At 63.1% G+C, this 24,315-nt stretch carries 19 protein-coding genes; 9 read left to right on the top strand and 10 right to left on the bottom strand.

Annotated features, from left to right (window positions below; all coding sequences use genetic code 11):
• Positions 1-48: 48 nt before the first annotated feature.
• From AAG821_RS07260 to AAG821_RS07230, 7 genes are all read right to left on the bottom strand, one after another.
• Positions 49-2,184, bottom strand: a complete 2,136-nt coding sequence (locus AAG821_RS07260) for a 3-hydroxyacyl-CoA dehydrogenase NAD-binding domain-containing protein (RefSeq protein WP_341909276.1) — start codon at positions 2,182-2,184, stop codon at positions 49-51.
• 28 nt (positions 2,185-2,212) lie between these two features.
• On the bottom strand, positions 2,213-3,421 hold the full coding sequence (locus AAG821_RS07255; RefSeq protein WP_341909278.1) for an acetyl-CoA C-acetyltransferase: 1,209 nt from the start codon (positions 3,419-3,421) through the stop codon (positions 2,213-2,215).
• Between the two features lie 45 nt (positions 3,422-3,466).
• On the bottom strand, positions 3,467-4,615 hold the full coding sequence (locus tag AAG821_RS07250; protein ID WP_341909279.1) for an acyl-CoA dehydrogenase family protein: 1,149 nt from the start codon (positions 4,613-4,615) through the stop codon (positions 3,467-3,469).
• A gap of 49 nt (positions 4,616-4,664) precedes the next feature.
• The gene (locus tag AAG821_RS07245; protein WP_341909281.1) at positions 4,665-6,458 is read right to left on the bottom strand and encodes an acyl-CoA dehydrogenase C-terminal domain-containing protein; all 1,794 of its coding nucleotides are present in this window, start codon (positions 6,456-6,458) and stop codon (positions 4,665-4,667) included.
• Between the two features lie 24 nt (positions 6,459-6,482).
• Complete coding sequence (locus AAG821_RS07240) at positions 6,483-8,801, bottom strand: 3-hydroxyacyl-CoA dehydrogenase/enoyl-CoA hydratase family protein (RefSeq protein ID WP_341909283.1); 2,319 nt, start codon at positions 8,799-8,801, stop codon at positions 6,483-6,485.
• A gap of 22 nt (positions 8,802-8,823) precedes the next feature.
• A complete protein-coding gene (locus AAG821_RS07235; protein ID WP_341909678.1) occupies positions 8,824-9,960 on the bottom strand; it encodes a thiolase family protein in 1,137 nt (378 codons plus the stop codon).
• A gap of 87 nt (positions 9,961-10,047) precedes the next feature.
• Entirely contained in the window at positions 10,048-10,503 is a 456-nt protein-coding gene (locus AAG821_RS07230) for a MerR family DNA-binding transcriptional regulator (protein WP_341909285.1), read from the bottom strand.
• Between the two features lie 167 nt (positions 10,504-10,670).
• Here AAG821_RS07230 and AAG821_RS07225 point away from each other — a divergent pair, with 167 nt between their 5' ends.
• From AAG821_RS07225 to AAG821_RS07200, 6 genes are all read left to right on the top strand, one after another.
• On the top strand, positions 10,671-11,039 hold the full coding sequence (locus AAG821_RS07225; RefSeq protein WP_341909287.1) for a DUF962 domain-containing protein: 369 nt from the start codon (positions 10,671-10,673) through the stop codon (positions 11,037-11,039).
• A 145-nt stretch (positions 11,040-11,184) separates the two neighbouring features.
• Positions 11,185-12,111 (top strand): sulfite exporter TauE/SafE family protein, encoded by a 927-nt coding sequence (locus tag AAG821_RS07220; protein ID WP_341909289.1) that lies wholly within the window; start codon positions 11,185-11,187, stop codon positions 12,109-12,111.
• Positions 12,108-12,878, top strand: coding sequence for a TIGR02186 family protein (locus AAG821_RS07215; RefSeq protein ID WP_341909291.1), 771 nt, complete (start codon positions 12,108-12,110; stop codon positions 12,876-12,878). The genes AAG821_RS07220 and AAG821_RS07215 overlap by 4 nt, the downstream gene beginning before the upstream one ends.
• Positions 12,879-12,977: 99 nt before the next feature.
• Positions 12,978-14,138 carry an acyl-CoA dehydrogenase family protein gene (locus AAG821_RS07210; protein WP_341909293.1) on the top strand — a complete coding sequence of 387 codons (1,161 nt, stop codon included), beginning with the start codon at positions 12,978-12,980 and terminating at the stop codon, positions 14,136-14,138.
• Positions 14,139-14,140: 2 nt separating this feature from the next.
• Positions 14,141-15,412, top strand: a complete 1,272-nt coding sequence (locus AAG821_RS07205) for an MFS transporter (RefSeq protein ID WP_341909295.1) — start codon at positions 14,141-14,143, stop codon at positions 15,410-15,412.
• 151 nt (positions 15,413-15,563) lie between these two features.
• A complete protein-coding gene (locus tag AAG821_RS07200; protein WP_341909296.1) occupies positions 15,564-17,897 on the top strand; it encodes a xanthine dehydrogenase family protein molybdopterin-binding subunit in 2,334 nt (777 codons plus the stop codon).
• A gap of 67 nt (positions 17,898-17,964) precedes the next feature.
• Here AAG821_RS07200 and AAG821_RS07195 read toward each other — a convergent pair whose 3' ends face one another.
• From AAG821_RS07195 to AAG821_RS07185, 3 genes are all read right to left on the bottom strand, one after another.
• On the bottom strand, positions 17,965-18,414 hold the full coding sequence (locus AAG821_RS07195) for a response regulator (protein ID WP_341909298.1): 450 nt from the start codon (positions 18,412-18,414) through the stop codon (positions 17,965-17,967).
• A gap of 17 nt (positions 18,415-18,431) precedes the next feature.
• Entirely contained in the window at positions 18,432-19,889 is a 1,458-nt protein-coding gene (locus AAG821_RS07190; RefSeq protein ID WP_341909301.1) for a CHASE3 domain-containing protein, read from the bottom strand.
• 107 nt (positions 19,890-19,996) lie between these two features.
• Positions 19,997-21,220: a cytochrome P450 gene (locus AAG821_RS07185; protein WP_341909303.1), complete on the bottom strand. Its 1,224-nt coding sequence runs from the start codon at positions 21,218-21,220 to the stop codon at positions 19,997-19,999.
• Between the two features lie 65 nt (positions 21,221-21,285).
• Between AAG821_RS07185 and AAG821_RS07180 the strand changes: the two genes are divergently transcribed.
• The 3 genes from AAG821_RS07180 to AAG821_RS07170 all read left to right on the top strand — a co-directional run bounded on the left by AAG821_RS07180 (position 21,286) and on the right by AAG821_RS07170 (position 24,315).
• Entirely contained in the window at positions 21,286-21,714 is a 429-nt protein-coding gene (locus AAG821_RS07180) for an NUDIX hydrolase (RefSeq protein ID WP_341909305.1), read from the top strand.
• 145 nt (positions 21,715-21,859) lie between these two features.
• A complete protein-coding gene (locus tag AAG821_RS07175) occupies positions 21,860-22,903 on the top strand; it encodes a hypothetical protein (protein WP_341909307.1) in 1,044 nt (347 codons plus the stop codon).
• Positions 22,900-24,315, top strand: coding sequence for a hypothetical protein (locus AAG821_RS07170; protein ID WP_341909309.1), 1,416 nt, complete (start codon positions 22,900-22,902; stop codon positions 24,313-24,315). The genes AAG821_RS07175 and AAG821_RS07170 overlap by 4 nt, the downstream gene beginning before the upstream one ends.

The following is a 24,315-nucleotide window of genomic DNA, read 5'->3' as shown; positions in this document are numbered from 1 at the left end:
AAAAGGGCCGGGGAAACCCGGCCCTTTCTGTTTGCGCGGTGCGAAGGCTCAGGCGGCGTAGAAGCTCTTGCCGCCTGCTGCCATGTCGCGCAGCAGCTTGGGTGGTGTGAAGCGCGCACCATGTTTCTGCGCCAGCGCATCGCATTCCGTCACGAAGGGCTGCACGCCCACGGTGTCGATATTGCTGATGGTGCCGCCACGGAAGGGCGGGAAGCCCCAGCCCATGATCGAGCCGACATCGGCATCGCGCACGTCAATGATGACATTCTCTTCCACGCAGCGTGCGGTCTCGACCGATTGGATGTAGACCAGCCGCTTGATCACATCGGCCAGGGCAGGCTGTTCCGCTTCGGGTTTGACCGGGAAATGCTTGCCCAACTCGGTCCACAGTTTCTTCTTGCCGTCGGCCGGGTATTCGTAGAAGCCCTTGGCGGCTTTCTTACCCATGCGGCCGAGCTTCTCGACCATCAGCGACAGGACTGGCGCCGAACCATCGGGCTTGTAGGCATCGCCCAGATCCTTCTTGGTCTGGGTGCGCACGCGATGCATCAGCTCCAGCGAGACTTCGTCTGCCAGCGCCAGCGGCCCGACCGGCATGCCGGCAGCCTTGCCGGCATTCTCAATCAGCGCCGGGGCCACGCCCTCGGCCAGCATGGTGAGGCCCTCGCTGACATAGGTGGCAAAGACCCGGCTGGTGTAGAAGCCGCGGCTGTCGTTGACCACGATCGGCGTCTTGCGGATCTTCTTCACGAAATCCATGGCGCGCGCCAGGGTCTCATCCGAGGTCTGCTTGCCGCGGATGATTTCCACCAGCGGCATCTTGTCGACCGGCGAGAAGAAATGCAGGCCGATGAAGTTGGCCGGGCGGCTGCTGGCCTCGGCCAGACCGCTGATCGGCAGCGTCGAGGTATTGGAGGCGAAGATGGCGGTCGGCGCGATCTGCGCTTCGGCCTTCTTCGTCACATCGGCCTTGATGGCGCGATCCTCGAACACCGCCTCGATGATCAGGTCGCAGCCTTTGAGGTCGTCGTAGGAGGTTGTCGCCTTGATCAGGCCGAGCTGCTTCTCCTTGTCGGCCTCGCTGGCCTTTTTCGCCTTCACCCGCTTGTCGAGCAGGCCGGCGCTGTAGGCCTTGCCCTTGTCAGCCGATTCCTGCGTGGAATCCAGCAGCACGGTTTCGATACCGGCCGACGACGTGGCATAGGCAATGCCGGCGCCCATCATGCCGGCGCCGAGGATGCCGACCTTGCTATAGGTCTGGGTCGGCACATTCTTCGGTCGGTTGGCCAGCTTGTTGGCCTCGCCGATCGAGAAGAACAGCGAGCGGATCATGTTGCGCGCTTCCTTCGACTGGGTGCAGGCGACGAAATAGCGGCTTTCGATCTTCAGGCCGGTGTCGATATCGACCAGCATGCCCTCGTAGACGCAGGACATGATGTATTGCGCATTGGGGTAGTTGCCCATGGTCTTGGCGCGCAGCATGGCGTTGCCGGCGGTGAAGACCTGGGCGCCTTTCGGTGTGTTGGCGGCTTCGGGCACGCGGAAGCCCTTCTGGTCCCAGGGCTTCACATGGCCGGTCTGGCCATCGCTCAAGATCCAGGCCTTGGCGCGGGCGAGCAGGTCGGCCGGTGCGACAACCTCGTCGACCATGCCCAGGGCCAGCGCGGCCTTGGGATCAACCTTCTTGCCTTCCAGCATCATCGGCAGGGCCTTGGACACGCCGATCAGGCGGGGCAGGCGCTGGGTGCCGCCGGCACCGGGCAGCAGCCCGATGGTGGCTTCCGGCAGGCCGATCAGGGTCTTGGGATTGTCGACGACAATGCGACGATGGCAGGCCAGGCAGATCTCGTAGCCGCCGCCGAGGGCGGTGCCGTTCATCGCGGCGACAAAGGGCTTGCCGGCCTTCTCGATATCGCGGAACAGCTTCTGCAGGGCAAAGCTGTTCTGCAGGGCCTTGGCCGCATCCTTGGACTCTTCCAGCATACTGACCAGGTCGCCACCGGCGACGAAATCAGCCTTCGCCGAGGTGACGATGACGCCCTTCACGGCCTTGTCCTGGATGGCCTTGTCGACAGCTTCTCGGAAGGCCGCGATGCTGGCCCGGTTCATGACGTTCATCGACCGGTCGGTCATGTTCCAGGTGATGGAGGCGACGCCGTCGCCGTCAACAGTGTAATCGATCATTGCTATATCCCCAGACTGCTGCAGGCGCTCAGACGCGCTCAATGATGGTGGCGGTGCCCATGCCGGCGCCAACGCAGAGCGTGATGAGCGCCGTGCTCTTGCCGCTGCGCTCCAGCTCGTCGACCATGGTGCCCAGGATCATCGCGCCGGTAGCACCCAGTGGATGGCCCAGCGCGATGGCGCCGCCATTCACGTTGATCTTGTCATGCGGGATGTTCAGCGCCTGCATGAAACGCAAAACCACCGAGGCAAAGGCCTCGTTCAGCTCATAGAGGTCGATATCCGACGGCTTCATGCCGGCCAGGCGCAGGGCCTTCTCGGCGGCAAAGCTCGGGCCGGTCAGCATGATGGTCGGCTCAGACCCGATCGAGGCAAAGCTGCGGATGCGGGCGCGCGGCTTGAGGCCGCTCTTCTTGCCGGCCTCCGCATTGCCGATCAGCACGGCGGCAGCGCCATCGACGATACCCGAGGAATTGCCGGCATGATGCACATGTTCGATGCGCTCGACCTCCGGATAGCGCTGGGTGGCAACCGAATTGAAGCCGAACTGTTCGCCCATGACGGCAAAGGACGGATCGAGCGAGGCCAGCGACTGCATGGTGGTTTCGGGCCGCAGATGCTCGTCGCGGTCCAGGATGGTCAGGCCGTTGATGTCCTTCACCGGGATGATCGACTTCTTAAAGCGGCCTTCATCCCAGGAGCGTTTGGCGCGCTTCTGGCTCTCGACGGCGTAAGAGTCGACATCGTCGCGGCTAAAGCCGTATTTGGTCGCAATCAGGTCGGCCGAGATGCCCTGCGGGACGAAATAGGTCGGCATTGCCACGGCCGGATCGGTCGCCCAGGCGCCGCCATCGGAGCCCATCGGCACACGGCTCATGCTTTCGACGCCGCCGCCGATCGCCATCTGGCTCTGGCCCGACATCACCTGCGCGGCCGCCATGTTGCAGGCTTCCAGGCCCGAGGCACAGAAGCGGTTGATCTGCACGCCGGCGGTGGTTTCGGCATAGCCGGCCTGGATCACGGCGACGCGGGCAATATCCGAGCCCTGTTCACCCACCGGCATGACGCAGCCGAGCACCACGTCATCGACGAGAGACGTATCCAGTTCGTTGCGGTCGCGCACGGCTTCCAGCGCCGTGGTGGCAAGGCGCATCGGGGTGACTTCATGCAGGGCGCCGCTGGCGCGGCCCTTGCCGCGCGGTGTGCGCACGGCGTCATAGATGAAGGCTTCGGTCATGGTCTCTCTCCCTTTTTTGTCGTGTTTCCGCCGGATACCCGGATCTTACAAAGTGCGACTGATGATTTCCTTCATGATTTCGTTGGTGCCGCCATAGATGCGCTGCACGCGGGCATCGGCATAGGCGCGGGTGATCGGATATTCCCACATGAAGCCGTAGCCGCCGAACAGCTGCAGGCAGCGGTCGAGAATTTTGCACTGCAGGTCGCTGCACCAGTATTTCGCCATGGCCGCGGTTGCGACATCCAGCTTGTGCTCGGCCACCATGGCAATGCACTGGTCGACGAAGACGCGGGCGATCTGCGTCTCGGTCTTCATCTCGGCCAGCTCGAATTTGGTGTTCTGGAAATCGATGACCGACTTTCCGAACGCCTTGCGCTCGCGGGTATAGTCGATGGTCCATTTCAGCGCGGCTTCACAGCCGGCCACCGCCATGATCGCGATCTGCAGCCGCTCCCAGGCCAGTTCCTGCATCAAGTAGAAGAAACCCTGGCCTTCGCCGCCCAGCATGTTTTCCGGCGGCACGCGCACATCGGCGAAGAACAGCTCGGATGTGTCCTGCGCCTTCATGCCGAGTTTTTCGAGATTGCGGCCCTTGGTGAAGCCCTCGCGGCCGGCTTCCACCAGGAACAGCGTGGTGCCCTTGGCACCCTGCTTGGGGTCGGTCTTGGTCACCACGATCACCAGATCGGCATTCTGGCCGTTGGTGATGAAGGTCTTCTGGCCGTTGATGACGAATTCGTTGCCATCGCGGATCGCGGTGGTTTTCACCGCCTGCAGGTCGCTGCCACCGCTGGGCTCGGTCATGGCAATGGCACCGATCACTTCGCCCGTCGCCATCTTGGGCAGCCACTTCTTTTTCTGCTCTTCCGAGCCATACGCGAGGATATAGGGCGCGACGATGTCGGAATGCAGCGAAAAGCCCGGACCGGTGCAGCCGGTATAGGCCTGTTCTTCCATCAGGATGGCCGAATAGAGCCGGTCGACGCCAGAGCCACCGTATTCTTCCGGCATGGTGGCGCAAAGGAAGCCGTTCTCGCCGGCCTTGCGCCACACCTCTTTCGGCACCACACCATCTTCTTCCCATTTGGCATGGTGGGGCATGACTTCGCGCTCGAAGAACTTGCGCGCCGCGTCGCGGAACATCTGATGGTCCTCACCATAGATGCTGCGCGGGATGCCGTATTCGGTCATTCGTTCGTTTCCTCCTGGACTTGGGCCACGTACTACGTGGCTTGCATGGTCAGAAATTGGCGGCCTTCAGCATCATGGTGCTTTCGCTGCCGGCCTGGATCTTGGCCAGCTGGGCTGCCGTATCGGGCAGCATGCGATCCATGAAGAAGCGGGCGGTGATCAGCTTGGTCTCGAAGAAGTCCTTGTCGCCCTCGCCATCGGCCAGCTTCTGCTTGGCCACGGCAGCCATCTTCGCCCACATGTAGCCGAGCGCCACCAGCGCGAAGAGGTTGAGGTAATCCCAGGAGGCGGCACCGGCCTCGTCAGGGTTCTTCATGCCGCGCTCGCTGACCACGGCAGTCGCGGTCTGCAGGCGGGCAAAGGCTTTCGCCAGCGGCATGACGAAATCCTTGCCGATGGCGGGGTCCATCATCTTTTCTTCAATGAAGCTGGAGACCGGGTGGAAGAAGCGGCGGGCGAGGCGGCCGATGCCGGTCGGCAGCTTGCGGCCGACCAGGTCGAGTGCCTGAATGCCGTTGGCGCCTTCATAGATCATGGCGATGCGGGCATCGCGCACGAACTGCTCCATGCCCCATTCGGCGATATAGCCGTGGCCGCCATAGACCTGCTGGGCCATGGTGGCGCACTGATAGCCGTAATCGGTCATATAGGCCTTCACCATCGGGGTGAGGAAGGCGACCAGGTCGTCGGCCTCCTGGCGGCGTTCGGCATCGGGATGCTTGGCGGCGATATCAAGTTCGATGCCGGTCCACAGCGCCAACGCACGGCTGCCCTCGACGAAAGCCTTGATGGTCATCAACATGCGCCGGATATCGGGATGCACGATGATCGGATCGGCGGGCTTATCCGGCGCCTTCGTGCCTGTAATGGCGCGACCCTGAAGACGGTCATTGGCATAGGTCAGTGCGTTCTGGTAGGCGACCTCGGCCTGGCTCAGGCCCTGCACGCCGACGCCGAGGCGGGCGGCATTCATCATCACGAACATCGCCTGCATGCCCTTGTGCATCTGGCCGACCAGCCAGCCCTTGGCATTGTCGTAATTCAACACGCAGGTGGAATTGCCGTGGATGCCCATCTTGTGCTCGATCGAGCCGCAGCTGACGCCATTGCGGGCGCCAAGCGAGCCATCCTTGTTGACCAAGAATTTCGGCACGACAAACAGGCTGACGCCCTTGATGCCTTCCGGACCGCCGGGAATCTTGGCCAGCACCAGATGGATGATGTTCTCGGCCATGTCGTGTTCGCCGGCCGAGATGAAGATCTTGGTGCCGGAGATCAGGTAGCTGCCATCGGCCTGGGGCTCGGCCTTGGTGCGCATCAGGCCCAGATCGGTGCCGCAATGGGGCTCGGTCAGGTTCATGGTGCCGGTCCATTTGCCGGATGCCATATTGGGCAGATACATGTCCTTCTGCTCTTCCGAGCCATGCCGCAGCAGCGCCTCATAGGCGCCATGGGTCAGGCCGGGATACATGGCGAAGGCCATGTTGGCCGAGGACTGGATCTCCGCCATGGCGATGCCCAGCACATGGGGCAGGCCCTGGCCGCCATATTTCTCTTCCGCCGTCAGGCCGCCCCAGCCGGCTTCGCAATACTGCTTGTAGGCTTCCTTGAACCCGGTCGGCGTGGTGACCACGCCGTTGTCCCATTTGCAGCCTTCCAGGTCGCCGACGCGATTGAGCGGCGCGGTGACCTCGCTCATGAACTTGCCGGCTTCTTCCAGCACGGCATCGATCACGTCGCGGCTGGCATCGGTGAAGCCCAGTAGGTTGCTCATCTTTTCCATCTGCAGCACGTCGTGCAGCACGAACTGGAAGTCCTTGATCGGGGCGGTATAGCTCGGCATGGCCTTGTCTCCCTCAATCCCTGCTCAATTGCGCAGGGGCTTGCCCTTGGTGAGCATATGTTCGATGCGGTCCAGTGTGGCGTTGGTCTTGATCAGCGCCATGAAGTTCTCGCGTTCAAGCTCCAGCAGCTTCTTCTCGGTGATCACCTCGGTGATGTCGGTGTTGCCACCCGACACCACATTGGCCAGCGCACCGGAGACCACCACGTCATGCTTGGTGGCCTTGCCCTGCTGGAAGAAGCCTTCCACCGCCAGGCTCATCGCCGCCTTGGCGGTCGGGCCCGGCAGGCTGATTTCCACCGGCACCGGCGGCTTGTAATCCTTGGCCAGTTCCAGCGCCTTGGCCTTGGCATCGGCCAGCAGGCGGCGGCGGTTCATGGTGATGCCGTCGCTGTCGCGCAGGATCAGCATGTCGCGCGCTTCCATGGCGGACGTCGCCACCTTGGCGGTCGAGATCGCCTCGAACACCTGGGCCAGCGCCGGCATCGGGCCGCCGGGACGACGCTTGTTGGTGATGGCGCGGGTGATCAGCTCCTTGCAGCCACCCCAGCCGGGAATGACGCCGACACCCACTTCCACCAGACCCATATAGCTTTCGGCATGGGCCTGGATGGCCGAGGAATGCAGCGTGATTTCGCAGCCGCCGCCCAATGCCATGCCGGCGACTGCCGACACGACAGGGAAGGGTGCGTATTTCAGCTTCATATAGGCGTCCTGGCCTTCGCTGATACCCTGCTCGATGGCAGGCCACATGGCGATATTGGCCTGGAACAGCGCGATGCCGACATTGGCGCCGACCGAGAAATTGTCGGCATCGGAACCAATGATCAGCGCCTTGAAGCCCTTCTTGTCGATCTTGGCGGCTTCCTTCACCATCGTGATGATATCGGCATCCACCGCATTCATCTTGGTGTGGAATTCCAGGCAGACGACGCCATCGCCGACATCCCACAGGCTGGCGCCCTTGTTGGAGGCGATCGGCTGCTTGCCGCGCTTCATGTCGGCCAGCATCCAGGCGTCCGGTGCCACGACGATCTCGGCATAGTCACCCTTGGTGGTGAGGCGATAGGCCTTGCCGTTTTCTTCCTTGTAGAAAGGCCGGCCGGCGGCGACTTCCACCATCTTCGGGATCGGCATGCCCGCCGCTTTCAGCTTATCGGCGAACCACTGCGTGCCGAGCTGGTCGATCTGCTCGAACGGGCCGTATTTCCAGGCGTAGCCGGTCTTCATGGCGATATCGACGGCCATGATGTCGTCGACAATCTCCGGCACCAGATCGGCGGCATAGCTCAGCACGCGGCTGGCAACGCCCCAGGCATACTGGCCGCCCTTGTCGGGATGCTCGACCAGTGCGCGCAGGCCCTTCTTCGCCACCTTGGCGGAGTCGAGATTGGCGCGTTTGGTGGCGCGGAATTCACCGGTCTTGAGATCGAGTGCTTCCTTGCCCTTGTTGCGATAGAAACCGCCCTTGCCCTTGCGGCCAGTGTAACCATCCTTGATCAGCTTCTGCATCAGGGCATTCAGCGGGTGATCCGCCTTGTAGAACTGATGCAGTGGATCGGTCTTGGGCAGGGTCTTCAGCATTGAGCCGACCACATAGGGGCCGAGATCGATGCCGGTGAGATCGGCCAGGCCGAAGATGCCGGTTTTCGGGATACCCATCGGCTTGCCGACGATGCTGTCGGCTTCCTCGACGGTGAGGCCCATGTCATAGGCCAGCGCGGTGGCGACCGTGGACCAGTAGATGCCGATGCGGTTGGCGATGAAGCCCGGGCGGTCCTTGCAGTCGACCACCTCCTTGCCGAGTTTGACGTCGCCGAACTGGCGCAGCGCGTCGATCACGCCGGGCTTGGTCTTGGGGCCCTTCACCAGCTCGAAGAGTCGCATATAGCGCGGCGGATTGAAGAAATGCGTCACCGCGAAATCGGCGGCAAAGCTTTCCGGCAGGCCTTCGGTCAGCAGGTCGAGCGGGATCGTCGAGGTGTTCGACGTGACGATCGAGCCTTTCTTGCGCTTCTGCTCCAACTGGGCATAGAGCTTCCGCTTCAGCTCTACATTCTCGATGATCGCCTCGCAGATCCAGTCCACGTCGGCCAGCTTGTCGAGGTCGTCTTCCAGGTTGCCCGCCGTCACCAGCTTGGCAACACGCGGATGCATGAAGGGCGCCGGCTTGGTCTTCAGCATCTTGTCGATGGCGCCCTTGGCCAGCGCACTGCGGTCATTCGCGCCGGTCGGCACGATATCCAGCAGGATGACGGGGATGCCGGCATTGGCGACATGGGCGGCGATGCCGGACCCCATCACACCGGCACCGATCACCGCGACTTTCTTGATCTCGGTCATGATCTGACTGCTCCGGTGCGGCTCAAACGGCTTCCAGGACGGTGGCGATGCCCTGACCGCCGCCGATGCACTGGGTGGCCAGCGCGAACTGCTTGCCTTCACGCTTCAGCAGCGACGCGGCCTTGCCGGTGATGCGCGCGCCGGTGGCGCCCATCGGATGGCCCAGCGCGATGGCGCCGCCATCCAGGTTGACCTTCTTCATGTCGTATTTGGCTTCGGCGACGCAGGCCATGGCCTGGGCGGCGAAAGCCTCGTTCAGCTCGATGATGTCGATATCGCCCAGCTTCAGCCCGGCGCGTTCTAGTGCCTTCTTGGTGGCCGGCACCGGACCGATGCCCATCAGCTCCGGCGCGCAGCCGGCTACGGCGACCGACTTGATGCGGGCCAGAACCTTCAGGCCATGGGCCTTGGCGAAATCTTCCGAGCAGACCAGCGTGGCCGAGGCGCCATCGGTGAGCGGCGAAGACGTGCCGGCGGTAACGGTGCCGGCGGCGTCAAAGGCGGGGTTGAGGCCGGCGAGGCCTTCGGCGGTGGTCTCCGGGCGGATGCAGCCGTCCAGCTCGACGCGGTTGTTGCCGTCGACAATGGCGACGATCTCGTCCTTCAGCTTGCCGGCCTTCTGGGCGGCCAGCGCCTTGGCATGGCTTTCGACGGCCATCTGCTCCTGCGCCTTGCGATCGATGCTGTATTTCTTGGCCAGATTTTCCGCCGTGATGCCCATCGAGACATAGGCCTGCGGATAGTCCTTCAGCAGCTTCGGATTGGGCAACGTGTTGAAGCCGCCCATCGGCACGCGGGTCATGCTCTCCACACCGGCGCAGATAAACGCCTCGCCGGCCTTCATCTGGATGGCGCCGGCGGCCTGGTGGATGCTCTGCATGGAAGAGCCGCAGAAGCGATTGACCGTGGTGCCGGCCGCATCCTGCGGGATGCCGGCCAGGAAGCTGATCAGGCGCGCGACATTCAGGCCCTGCTCGCCCTCGGGGAAGGCGCAGCCGACGATCACGTCCTCGATCGCCTTGGGGTCAACGCCGGTGCGCTCGATCAGGGCCTTGATCACCTGCGCGGTGAGATCGTCGGGGCGAACCTTGGCGAGTGCACCCTTGCGGGCCAGCGTGAAGGGCGAGCGGGCATAGCCGGCAATCACCACGTTGCGCATCATGACGATGTCTCCTTGCGAGGACGGATTTTTATATGGTTCAGAAACGAAGAAACTTCAGCGGGCGCCGGGGAACCGGCGCCAGCCTTATTCAGCCACGGCGGCGAACTGGGTGTTGTGGCTCTGCACGAATTCCTTGAACGACACCGCGGCACTGCGGTCGCGGTTCAGCTTCAGGAAGTCGTCGAGGATACGCACATCCTGCTTCAGTTGCGTGATCGCCTCTTCGATATCCTCGCGCTGGGTTTCCAGGGCGGCGAGGCGGTCGCGCGAGCGCTTCAGCGTCAGCGTCAGTTGCTCGATGCGGCCATCGCCCAGATCGTAGAGGTCGATCATCTCGCGGATTTCGGCCAGGCTGAAGCCCAGGCGCTTGCCGCGCAGGATCAGCAGCAGGCGGGCGCGGTCGCGCTTGGCATAGACCCGCATCATGCCCTGGCGGGACGGATGCAGCAGGCCCTTGTCTTCATAGAAGCGGATGGCGCGCGCCGTGACTTTGAATTCGTGCGCCAGATCGGTGATCGTATAGGTCTTGTTGTCCGACACGGCTAAGCCCTCCCTAAAGGCTCGGTTTTGATGTTGGAGTGAGTCTTAGTTTCCGTTTACGTCAACGTCAACTCGAATCTCATTCGCGTGCCTATCTTCCACATATTTACTGGAAAACGGCGAATTACTGCCGTACACTGAACGTTAAATAAACGGAGGAAACAACTATGTCCGACAATCGGATAAAGAGCTATGGCGATTTTTGGCCGTTTTATTTGCGCGAGCATGCCCGCCCGGTCACCCGGGTCTGGCATTATGGCGGCACCACACTAGCCCTGGCCTGCCTGGTCGCCCTGATCTTCACCGGGGACTGGCCCTGGCTGGTGGGGGCGCTGCTGATCGGCTACGGCCCGGCCTGGATCGGGCATTTCTTCTTCGAGAAGAACAAGCCGGCCAGCTTCAAATACCCGCTGTGGTCCTTCTTTTCCGACTTCCGCATGTATTTCACCTTCCTGTCGGGCGGGCTGGGTCGCGAGCTGGAGCGGGCGGGCGTGCCGGCCGGGCTGGGCCATAACAGCCAGGCCGGGACCCCATAGCTGTCGGTGCGGACGGAATCGCCGGGAAAATCACATATTTGCAACGATAGCCGTGGCAGTTTGGCGACAGAGCTTTATAAGCAGAAGGTGCTTCAAAAGTCGCTGAAGCGCCACGCCGCGTAGTCGTCAGGGTCCGGCCACACTTATGCAGATCTACCTCCCCATCGCCGAGTTGTCGGTCAGCATCTGGTTGCTGCTCGGCCTCGGCGGGGCGGTTGGCTACCTGTCGGGCCTGTTTGGCGTCGGCGGCGGTTTCCTGCTCACCCCTTTGCTGATTTTCATCGGCGTGCCGCCGCCGGTCGCGGTGGCCACCTCGGCCAATCAGGTGGTGGCAGCCAGCGTCTCGGCGGTCTACGCCCATTGGCGCAAGGACAATGTCGATTTCAAGATGGGCACCATGCTGCTGATCGGCGGTCTCGCCGGGTCCAGCTTCGGCGCTTATCTTTTCGCGGTGCTCAAGCGGCTGGGCCAGCTCGATGCGGTGATCGCGCTGTCCTACGTGCTGATCCTGGGCACCATCGGCAGCATGATGCTGACCGAAAGCATCCGCGCTTTGCGCGCCAAGCCGAGCGCGCAGCCAGTGGTGCGGCGCAAGCGCCTGAACGACCATGCCCTGATCCGCGCGCTGCCGTTCAAGATGCGCTTCCGCAAGTCGCAGCTCTATATCAGCGCGCTGATGCCGCTGGTGCTTGGCTTCCTCGTCGGTATCCTGGCCGCCATCATGGGCGTGGGCGCCGGCTTCCTGCTGGTGCCGGCAATGATCTACCTGCTGGGCATGCCCACCGCCATCGTGGTTGGCACCTCGCTGTTCCAGATCATTTTCGTCACCGCCAATGTCACCATGCTGCATGCCATCACCACGCAGACGGTGGATGTGACGCTGGCGCTATTGCTGCTGATCGGCTCGGTGATCGGCGCGCAGTATGGTGTGCGTCATGGCGCGCGGCTGCGCGGCGAACAGATCCGCGGCCTGCTGGCCGCCCTGGTGCTGGCGGTTGCCATTGCACTGGCGATCGAGCTGGTCCTGCCGCCAGATGACCAGTTTTTCCTCGAGGCGGGGACTGCGCGATGAGGCGGGTGCTTGCCATTCTGCTGCTGCTGGTGTCCGGCGATGCTCTCGCCCAGGCGACGCCAAACGCGCCGCGCGGCCCGGCGCCAGCCGATGCGCCGCTGATCACCGACCTGTCGTCGCATCTGATTGCCATCACCTCCAGCTTCACCGGCACCGAGCTGCTGCTGTTTGGTGCCATCGACGAACCGGGTGATGTGGTTGTGGTGGTGCGCGGCCCGACTGCCACGTCGGTGGTGCGTCGTAAGCGGCCAACGCTCGGCTTCTGGCTGACCCGGCGCTCCGAAAGCTTCGACAATGTGCCGGCCTATTACGCCGTCGCCAGCAGCAAGCCGCTGAAAGACATTGCACCGAACAGCCTGCTGCAGCGCCTGCAGATCGGCACCGAAACCCTGCGCTTCCGCTATATCGGCACCCGGCGCCCCGAAGATGTTGCGGAGTATCACAAGGCCATTGTGCGGCGGAAACTGGGTGACGGCCTGTATCGCGAAAGCATCGGAGCCATCGATTTTCTCGGCCCCAAGCTGTTCCGCACCGAAATCAGCTTCCCTTCGACCGTGCCGGTCGGCACCTACCAGACCGAAGTTTACCTGATCCGTGACAATCGCATTGTCGCGGCGCAATCGACACCGCTGTTCATCGACAAGCAGGGTGTCGAGCAGCAGGTCTTTGATTTTTCGCGGCAGGAACCGGCCGTCTATGGCCTGGTGGCAGTGCTGCTGGCGGTGATGTCGGGCTGGCTGGCCGCCGTCGCCTTCCGGCGCAACTGACGGGCTAGGTTTGCGTGGCAAGTTTTTTGCCCGGCCGCTTGCGTCATGCCGCGGTTGTGCCAAGTTTGGGCCAGACCTTTTGGAAGAGTGAGTGCCCCGATGGACAAGGATACGCTGGAGCAGACCCGGCTCGGCCTGCGCCGTTTCGTTCGCGAAAAGCTGGTCCCCCTCGAAAAACAGGTCGCCGACGAAGACCGCATCCCCGACGAGATCCGGCGCGGCTTTGCCGAGATGGGCCTGTACGGCCTGTCGATCCCCGAGGAATACGGCGGTCTCGGCCTCAGCATGGCCGAGGAAGTCGAACTGGTTTTTGAACTGGGCTGGACCTCGCCGGCGTTTCGCAGCCTGTTCGGCACCAATGTCGGCATCGGCAGCCAGGGCATCCTGATGGATGGCACGGCGGAGCAGAAGGAAACCTGGCTGCCTCGGCTGGCCAGTGGTGAGGTGACAGCCTCGTTCGCGCTCACCGAACCCGAGGCCGGCTCCGACGCTGCCAGTGTGAAGACGCGCGCCGAGCGGCAGGGCGATCATTATGTGATCAACGGAACGAAGCGCTTCATCACCAACGCGCCGCATGCCGGCATCTTCACCCTGATGGCGCGCACCGACCCCAGCAACAAGGGCGCCGGCGGTGTCACCGCCTTCATCGTCGAGGCCAAGACGCCGGGCATCACCATCGGCAAGCCGGACAAGAAGATGGGCCAGCGTGGCTCGCATACCGCTGATGTCATCTTCGAGAATGCGAAGGTGCCGGCTGCCAATATTATCGGTGGCAAGGAAGGGCAGGGCTTCAAGACCGCGATGAAGGTGCTTGATCGCGGCCGTCTGCATATCTCCGCCATGTGCGTCGGCGCCGCCGAACGCCTGATCCATGAATCGGTGAGCTATGCGCGCGACCGCAAGCAGTTCGGCCAGGCCATTGCCGAATTCCAGCTGATCCAGGCCATGCTGGCCGATAGTCGCACCGAGGCCTATGCGGCCCGCTGCATGGTGCGCGATGCGGCCAGGCGCTATGCCGCCGGCGAAACCGTGTCGATGGAGGCCTCGTCGTGCAAATATTTTGCCTCTGAGATGGTCGGCCGCGTGGCTGATCGGGCGGTGCAGATTCATGGCGGTTCGGGTTACATCCAGGAATACGCCGTCGAGCGCTTCTACCGCGATGTCCGCCTGTTCCGCCTCTATGAAGGCACCAGCCAGATTCAGCAGCTGGTGATCGCCAAGCAGATGCTGCGCCAGGCCGAATCCGGCCAGGACGCCTGACCATGCCGGAAGACGGATCAGCCAGTCGCAGCCCCGCACAGAATTCTGCGCGTACCGCCATCATCCTGGTAGGCCTCTGCGCCCTGCTCAATCTGCTTTCGCGCGGCAGCGGCGAGACCTTCACCACCTTCCTGCTGGCTCTGACGGCGGAATTCCAGGCCAACCGCGCCGATGTCGCGGCGATTTACTCGCTGCAGATGCTGCTGGCCGGCATCTGCGCGCCGCTGGCGGGATACTGCTTTGATCGCTTCGGTCCGCTGAAGCTCTATATCGGCGGACTGGTGCTGCTGATCGCCGGCCTGCTGCTGGCCTCTTTCGCCGGTGCAGTCTGGCAGATGTATATCTTTATCGGCATCGGTGTTGGCGGTGCGGCGGCGGCGCTCGGGAATGCGCCGCATTCGGCCCTGCTGGCGCGCTGGTTCGATGGCACCGGCCTGACGCGTTCGATGAGCGTGGTCTATGCCGGCCTGGGCGTCGGCTCGCTGCTGCTGGTGCCGCTGGCGCAGCTGGTGATCGAAACCTGGGGCTGGCGCAACGCCTATCGCATGCTGGCGGTGATCGCGCTGGCGGCGATGCCGGCATTGCTGCTGGTATCCTGGCCCGTGGTGCAGGCCGGCCGGGTCCGCCTGCCGCCGCCGCCGAAAAAAGACGGCGATGTGGTCGAAACCATGGTGGTGACCGAATGGACCATCGGCAAGGCGATGCGCAATCCGGCCTTCTGGGGGCTGACCTCGGTTTTCTGCTTCACCTCGGCGGGCATGTTCTCGGTGCTGGTGCAGGCCGTGGCCTATCTGGTCGAACTGGGCTATGCCCCGCTGAAGGCGGCATCGATCTATGGTCTGATCGGGGTGCTGACACCGGTCGGCATCCTCGGCTTTTCCTGGCTCGATGCGCGGATCGGCCGGCACAGTTCGGCGGCGCTGTCCTATTCCTTCAGCCTGCTCGGGCTGGGTTCGCTCTGGGCTCTGAAAGCATGGCAGTCGCCACTGCTGCTCTGGAGCTTCGTCCTGCTGGTCGGCCTGTCCTTTGGCGCCCGCGGCCCGATGGTGGGGGCGACAGCGGCCCGGATTTTCCATGGTCCGCGCTTTGGCGTTATCTTTGGCACCATCATGGTGGGCAGTGGCTTTGGTATTGCCTTTGGCACCTTTTCCGGCGCCATCCTGCATGACATCACCGGCGGCTATACCGCCGTTTTCCTGTTTTCGGCCATCTGCATCCTGATGGGCGCGATGCCATTCTGGACCTACCGCTCCCTGCGGGCCTATGGGCCCTAAGGCACCGCGCGGTGAACCATGGCCGGGATTGCAGGGATGCAATCCGGCGGGTTGAAAGGATGGGCCAAATGCCTATCATTTACCGCAAAACCGCCCCCAGAAACGGCCCCGGATGTATCGGGTCCGCGTCTTCCCTGAAAGGACTGCCCGTATGACCAAGTTCGGCCAGAGCCAGCCGGTTCGCCGTGTCGAGGACCAGCGCTTCATCACCGGCAAGGGGCGCTATACCGACGATATCAGCCTGCCCGGCCAGGCCCATGGCGTGTTCCTGCGTTCGCCCTATGCCCATGCCAGGGTGCTGAAGATCGACACCACCGCGGCCAAGGCGGCCCCGGGCGTGCTGGCGGTCTACACGATTGCCGATCTGAAGGCCGCGGGCATTGGCGATCTGCCCTGCACCATTCCGCTGAAGAATCGCGACGGCTCGATGCGCGCCGATCCGCCGCGCCCGGCCCTTGCCGATGGCATGGTGCGCCATGTCGGCGACCCGGTCGCCTTCGTGGTGGCCGAGACGGCCGCGCAGGCGCGCGATGCCTCGGAACTGATCGAGGTGGATTACGACGGCCTGCCGGCCGCCGCCGACCTGGCGACGGCCATGGAACCCGGCCAGCCGCAGATCTGGCCGGAAGCCCCCAGCAACCGGGCATTCGACTGGGAAGTGGGCGACAAGGCCAAGGTCGACGGCATTTTCGCCGCTGCCGCCAAGACGGTGAAATTGACGCTGGAGAATAACCGCATCGTCGTCGCCTCGATGGAGGCGCGCGTGTCGCTCGCCGCCTTCGACAAGGACACCGGCCGCTTCACCCTGCATGTGCCGACCCAGGGCGTGTGGGTGCTGAAGAAGCTGCTGGCCAAGATCTTTGACCTGCCAGATGAGAAATTCGCCGTCTACACCGCCGATGTCGGCGGCGGCTTCGGCATGAAGATCTTCATCTATCCCGAACAGGTGCTGACCCTGTTTGCCGCTCGCGCACTCGGCCGTCCAGTCAAGTGGACCTCGGAACGCAGCGAGGCCTTCCTCACCGATACCCATGGTCGCGCCAACCTGACCCATGCCGAAATGGCGCTCGACAAGGACAACCATTTCCTGGCCCTGCGCATCCACAACATCGCCGATATGGGGGCCTATCTCTCCACCTATGCGCCGATGATCCCGACCATGGCCGGCACCAAGGTGCTGTCCTCGGTCTATCGCTTCCAGGCGGTGCATGCGCGCGTCGAGGGCGTGTTCACCAACACCGTACCGGTGGATGCCTATCGCGGTGCCGGCCGGCCGGAATCGAACTACATCATGGAGCGGCTGATCGACACGGCGGCCCGTGAGCTGAAGATCGATCGCGCCGAACTGCGCCGCAAGAACTACATCCCGGCCAACGCCTTCCCGTGGACCAGCGCCATGGGCCTGGTCTATGACTCGGGCGATTTCGAAAACACCGCCAAGGCGGCCCTGACGGCCATCGACTGGGCCGGATTCGTGACGCGCCGGGCCGAAGCGGCCAAGCGCGGCATGCGCCGCGGCATCGGCATGGCCTATTATCTCGAGGCCACCGGCGGTGCGCCGACCGAGCGGGCGGAGATCCGCTTTGCCGAGGATGGCTATGTCGATGTCTATGTCGGTACCCAGTCGACCGGCCAGGGCCATGAAACCGCCTATACCGAGATCGTGTCGCAGCAGCTGGGGGTCGATTTCGACAGGATCCGCATCAAGCAGGGCGACAGCGACATGATCCCCACGGGTGGCGGCACCGGCGGTGCCCGCTCGCTCTATTCGCAGGGTGGCGCCATCCTCAAGACCAAGGATGCCATCATTGAGAAGGGCAAGGCGGTGGCGGCCGATATGCTGGAGACGGCTGCAGGCGACATCGAGTTCGCCGCAGGTCGCTTCGCCGTAGCCGGCACGGATCGTGGCATCGGCATCATGGAAGTGGCGGCCGAGGCGCGGAAGCGCGCCGGCGTCGGCTATGACCAGGCCGCCGGCCTCGATACCGCCACCGATCACCAGATCCAGGCGATCACCTTCCCCAATGGCTGCCATGCCTGCGAGGTTGAGATCGACTCCGCCACCGGCGTCGCCACCGTGGTGCGCTATGTGGTGGCCGACGATATGGGCAAGGTGATCAACCCCACCATCGTCAAGGGCCAGATTCATGGCGGCGTGGTGCAGGGTGTCGGCCAGGCGCTGTACGAGCATGTGGTCTATGATGGCGACGGTCAGCTGCTGACTGGCAGCTTCACCGATTACTGCCTGCCGCGCGCCGACAACTTCCCCGATATCGATGTGATCCTGTGCGAAGTGCCGTGCAAGACCAACCCGCTCGGCGTCAAGGGTGCGGGCGAGGCCGGTGCGGTCGGCTCGGCCCCGGCCACCATCAGCGCAGTGGTCGATGCGCTGGCCGACCTGGGCGTCACCCATGTCGATATGCCGGCGACACCGCAGAAGCTGTGGCAGATCATCAATCGTGGCACTGCCCAGGCCGCGGAGTAAGCGATAGCGTAAACGGAAATGGCGGCCCGGAGGTGCGGGCCGCCATTTTCATGTCTGCGGCATGGCGTCAGACTCTGCCGGCTTCCGGCACCTGGATGACTGAGAAGAACAGGCCGAGCTGGCGAATCGCCTGGCCGAAATGTTCGTAGTCCATCGGCTTGGTGATATAGACGTTGCAGCCCAGATCGTAGCAGCGCTGGATTTCGCGACGGTCCTCAGTGGTGGTCAGCACCACCACAGGGGCCAGCTTCAGACCTGCGCTTTGCTTGATCTGTTGCAGGATATCGGTCCCCGCCATATCAGGCAGATTGAGATCGAGCAGGATCAGCAATGTCTCGCCCGCATGCTGCATGCCGGTGCCATCCGCACCGAGCAGGAATTCCAGCGCGCTGGCGCCGGTCGTGAATGGCTTGATCTCGTTGTTCACCCCGGCGCGGCGGATATTCTTTTCGATCAGGCGCGCATGTCCCTCGTCATCTTCGATCATGACGATAGTTACAGATGTATGGTCGGACATGACCTTCCCCTCAGACTTCAGGCAACCGCAATCCACTGCTTCGGTAGAATTACGGCAAAGGTGGTGCCTTGTCCAAATATGCTGTCGACCCGGATGCTGCCGCCCAGACGCCGCACCAGGGCGCGCACATGCGCCAGGCCAATGCCCTCCCCGGGCCGGTCCTGTGCGCCGGCGCGGCGGAACAGCTCAAAAATGCGTTCGTAATCGCGCTTCTCGATGCCGCGTCCGTTATCGGCCACCCGGACGATGATGAAATTGCCGCGTTCCTCGCTGTCGATCTTGATCTGCACCGGGCGGTCATCGCGCCGGTATTTGATCGCATTGTCGATCAGGTTGGAAAAAATCTGCTCCAGGGCAAGCCGGTCGCTGACGATATCCGGAATGGGGCCCAGATCAATCTGGCCGCCGATCTCCTGCAGGCGATGGGTGACATCGCCGGTCAGGGATTTGATCAGGCTGTCCAGAGATACCGGTTGCGGGTGGAATTCGCGCCGACCGGCGCGCGACAGGTTGAGGATGGCCTTGATCAGCCGATCCATCTTGCCGATCGAGGTTTTGATGAAGCCCAGCGCCTCAGCCACTTCTTTGCGTTGCATCTCGCGCTGTTCCGGCGTGATCTCGGCGTCGGAGAAGATCTCATTCTCCAGGGCTTCCAGCTCGCTGGTGAAGCCCATGATATTCACCAGCGGCGAACGCAGGTCATGGCTGACAATAAAAGCAAAGCGCTGGATCTCGTCATTCGCCTCGCGTAGATCGGCCGTGCGTTCGGCAACGCGTTCTTCCAGGCCTCGATTGGCCTGTTCCAGTTCGGCATGGGCCTGGGCCAGCTGATGGCTGCGCTTGCGGATCAGCGAAATCGAGGCCAGTGCCAGGATGGTAATAATCAATCCGCCGGCGAAATTCACGGCAAACAGCAGCAGGTTGGTCCGGTCAGCATATTCCTGCCGCTCATGCAGCAAGCTGCGTTCGTCATTCAGCATGGCCAGGATCTGCGCCAGAATACGGTTCATCAGGTCCAGGCCGGCGCCGGATTTGGTGATGGCAATGGCCTCGTCGTTCCGGCCCTGCTGCTTGAGCGCGATGGTGGTGGCCAGTTTTTCCATTTTCTGCCGCACCAGTGGCAGCACGTCCTGCAGCTTCGCCTGCTGCTGCGGATTGTCGGCAATCAGACGTTCGAGATCGACCTGCAATTCCCCCAGGCGACGTTGTCCGATCGCGTAATCATTGAGATAGGCGGCTTCACCGGTCAGCAGAAAGCCGCGTTCACCGCTCTCGGCGCGGCGCAGAGCACCCTGATAGGTCACGATGGTGGCATTCACCTCCAGCGTATGGGCGACGTATTCCGAGGCGCGGTCGGATTCATGGGCCAGCCAGAGCGAAGTGAGACTCATCGTCGCCAGCACGGCGAAGCCGGCCACCAGCAGGGCGACCTGGATTGGAATGCGGCTCCTGATGATGGGCAGGGTGATGCTCACGGCGCGGTACACCATCCTAACAGACTGACATTGCTCATCTTATCCAAGAATGTCTGTACCCGAAGCAAAAACATCATTCCAGGCCAGGCATCTGGCCTGCCCGCCTGTCAGGCCGCACTGCAGCGGATGCGCAATCCGTTCAGGCCGCGCACCACAATCGAATCACTCCAGTCTGGCGGTGCCGCCAGCGCGATATCGCGCAGCCGGTCCAGCAGGATCGGGAAGGCGACCTGGCCTTCCAGCCGGGCCAGTGGCGCACCGAGACAGAAATGGATGCCGAAGCCGAAGGTGAGGTGCCGATTGCTGTCGCTGCGCGAAATGTCAAAACGGTCGGGTTCGGCGAAGGTTCCAGGATCACGGTTGGCGGCAGCCAGCATCTGGAAGACGCGCTGGCCGGCCTTCATGACCCTCCCGTCCAGCTCATAGTCTGCTGCCACCACGCGCACCTGGGCCAGGGATGGGCCATCCCACCGCAGCATTTCCTCGACCGCGTTGGCAACCAGCGCGTCGTTATGGCGGCCTTCGCGCAGCTGGCGCATCTGTTCCGGGTGCCGCAGCAGGGCCAGCAGGCCGTTGCCGATCAGATGCGTGGTGGTCTCATGGCCGGCGAACAGCAGCAGCACGCAGGCCGCCACCAGCTCATCGCGGCTGAGAAAGTTGCCGCGTTCCTGTGCTGCGACCATGGCCGAGGCGACGTCTTCGGCCGGATTGCGGCGGCGGGCCTCCACCAGGTCGCCGAAATAACTGTTCATTTCCCGGATCGCGGCATTGGCGCGGCTGTATTTGTCCGCTGACAGCCGGGAGGCCAGCACGAAACTGCCCAGATCGTCGGACCAGCGCTTGAGCAGGTCGACATCCTGCAGCGGCACGCCGATCAGCAGTGCGATCACGGTGGCCGGCAGCGGATAGGCGAAACGTTCGATAAAGTCGGACTCGGGTTGGGCCAACAGATCGTCGACCAGGGTCTCGACGATGGCGGCCACTTTGGGACGCAGGGCGGCGACGGCCGCGCTGGTGAAGGCGCGGTTCATCAGGCCACGCAGGCGGGTATGGTCGGGCGGATCGTTGAACACGGCCCACAGCGCCATATGGTCGCCCAGGTCGGCCAGGCTACTGCGTGCCGCATCGGGCAGATGGGCGAAGAAGGGCCGCATGCGATCCGACGACAGGCGCGGATCGCGCAAGCTGCCGCGGATATCGTCGTAGCGGGTCAGCATCCAGCCACCCAGCCGATCATCCCAATGGACCGGGTCCGCCTCGCGCAGGCGCGCCAGCGCCGGATAGGGGTCGGCAATCACCGCAGCATTGCGGGCATCGAACAGCACCGTCACGCGCGTTTCCTCCGGATTTTTGTTATCGTAGCGCCCTTCAGCCGGCCAAGTATGGAGACAAAGGCATGCCGCGTGAATACCCCCCGAATCCATTGGTCGGGCTCGGCGCCATTGTCTGGAAGGATGGTCAGGTCCTGATGATCCAGCGCGGCAATCCCCCGCGGGCCGGGATCTGGAGCCTGCCGGGGGGCGCCCAGCATCTGGGCGAAACCGTGCAGGCCGGCATCCACCGGGAAATCGCCGAGGAGACCGGCGTGCAGATCGAGCTGCTGGGCCTGGTCGAGGTGATCGATTCGATCCAGCGGGATGCCACTGGGCGGGTGCTCTATCACTATACGATTATCGACTTTGCCGCCCGCTGGGTCGGCGGCGAGGCCGTGGCTGGCGATGATGCCGCCGCTGTGGCCTGGGTCGATCCGGCCGACCTGCACCGACTCGACCTGTGGGACGAGACCATCCGGGTCATCGAAAAATCGCGCGCCTGGCTGGTCTGAGGCGGCCGGGCGGTTTGCGCCGCACCCGCCTTATGGTTTAGTAGGGGTGGGGTTTCCGCTATCTATTGTCGGGCAGGGGATGAATTTTCCAAGAGGGTCCGCGTCGCAGTTTCAGCCCGCGAAGTTCGAGGAGCGCGGGACGGCTGTGGCGTTCACCACGCCGGCGCTGAATCAGGCGCGCGTGCGAATGGACAGTCGCGACAATCTTGAACTCACCGTCTCGGCGTTTTCCGGGGTGAAGGGCAACTACGTCATCCGCTGGAAGGACGTGCCCGAAATCTTCCAGCTCACCATGCATGACCGCGCGCTGCAGGAAGAGATCTTCAAGCGCAATTCCTGTCTGCCGCCAGACGTGCGCATGGCGACTCTGGAAACCGCACGTACCGGCCTGGCCGGACCTGAGGCACAGCGCAGTGCCGAGGAAGCCATCACCGAGGAAGAGAACGAGGTTCTGCTGACCCGGTATTACCTGTTCAAATCGGCGCTGGAAAAACTCTCCGGCGGCCTGATGGCCCTGCATGTCTCGGATTTCACCTCGGCCTCTGGCCGCGACCGCATCCGCTCCGGGCTGGGCGAGATCGCCAAGAAGTTCGGTACCACGGCCAACGAGCTGTACGACCGGCTTGAGCGCTGGGGCCAGTTCATTTCGCCGCTGGGCATGCCGGGCATGCCCAAGGAAGCCCGCCTGCGCCGCCTGATCAGCGGCATCGGCAATCTGGGCCAGAGTATGAACCACTGGGCCGACACCGATAAATCCGAGGCGGCCTATCTGGCGCGCGGCATCGCCAAGGTGGCGTTTTTCACCGACGACTTCGCGCGTGACCTTGCCGCGGCGGCTATACGTCCGGTCGAGTATGCCGAACGTGTCCTATCCAATTGGGAGAAAGCCACTGAAGCGCTGCAGCGCGATATCGACCGGTTGTGGTGGACGGTGGATGGCTGGGAATTCATCCTTCTACTGTGGAAGGATGCCGAAGGGCAGGATCGCGATCACCAGCGGGCGGCAGTAACGGAAATTTATCGAGTTCTGCCCATTATCCCGGATAAGGAAGCCGCAAACCGGCCGAACCTGGCGGCGATGCAGGAAAATACGCGCATGCAGGTGCGCGCGCTTGAGGGGTGGAATTCGGGCTCTCTCGATATCGAGATGGTCCGGCGCGTCGAGAACGTGAAGCGGAAACGGATATGACCGATCTTGCATCCGAGCTGCGTGATATCGAGCGCAAGCTGTTCGAGATTCCCGATGAGAAGGTGGCGCAGCTCACCCTTCTTATCGAGCGCTCGCGTGCGGTCATTCTCTCGGCGGCCCTGGCGGATGCAGCCCTCGGTACGCTGCGGCCGCGCCTGGCCAAGACCCGGCCGCCCCGCCATCTGACGCTGCAGCGCATTTTCTGCCATCCTTTCGAAGATCTGCTGATCATCCCTGAAGACGGCGACAAGCAGTTTGGTCGCATCTCGCGAGCCTCTCTGGCGCCCTGCTGGGATTTCATCGTGCACAGCCTGGATCAGGCCGCCGTCAAGGAACTGGAAGCCAGTCTGCGTGCCTCGACGGCACCAGCGATTGGCGCCGATGCCGATCCGCGTATTCCCAAGCTTGGTGCCACCTTGTGGGGCATTGTCTCCCGCCGCCTGCGCGAAGAACTCAGCCGCGCCGACAGTGACCCGGCCTACCGCGCCGAGCTGGTCGGCAAGCTTGGTGGTGAGACGGTCTATCTCGACCTCATCGATATGATGGGCGCTCTGGAAGTTGCCGCCGCGCTGGAGAAACTGCGCGACGACATGTCGCCCAAGCCGGTGGGCAAGCTGCTCGACATGCAGGTCGAGGCAATCAAGGAAGGCTATACCGAGCTGTGTTCCAGCGGCGCCGGTTTGCCCGGTTACATGATCGCCTTCGTGCTGGCGCGTCTGAGCGATCCGTTCCAGGCGCTGCCGATCTTCGATGCGCTGGGCGATATGCCGACCGGCATTGCCGATCTCAAGCCCGGCCAGTATGCCCGTCGCATGATTGCCGGCGACAGCAAGCGGTTCTTCAAAACGATCGGACGCGCGGATTCCGCCAAGATGGAAGCCGGCAACATCGCCGGCATGGTTGACGATTTCGTGGTGATGATCGGCCGGCTGAAGGCCGATGGCATGGCCGAAGGTCCGCAGCCCGAGATGGACGCGGCCGGCGGCAAGCTGCGTGACATGGTGAAAACCGGCGTGCTGGCAGGCGCCGACACCAAGATTCTCGATGCCCTGGCGACGCCGACGACCATCGAGTTCGGTCAGGAAGCGGCCGTCAAGGAAGCAATCTTCGCTGCGAAGGTGCAGGCCGAGGATCGTGTCTATGCAATCCAGAAGGTTGCGCGTGTCGCCGGCGAGATCGGCGCCGACAAGGATGTCGGCAACACACTGAAGCAGCTGGGCGGGCAGATCGAGCAGGGCGGCAGCACGCTGATCGCCGATATCAAGTCAGGCAAGCTGAATGCGCTGGGCAAGGATGCAGCACGGCAGCAACTTTATGGTGCAGTGCGTATGCTGGAGCTGGTGAGCGGTGGTGCTGCCGCCGGCAAGCTGATGAAGGATGGCCTCGCGGCCATTGAAAAGATGCCGGCCTGA

The organism is Ferrovibrio terrae (genome assembly GCF_943372915.1).
Lineage (GTDB): Bacteria > Pseudomonadota > Alphaproteobacteria > Ferrovibrionales > Ferrovibrionaceae > Ferrovibrio > Ferrovibrio terrae_A.
This window is presented reverse-complemented; position numbering and strand designations above follow the sequence as displayed.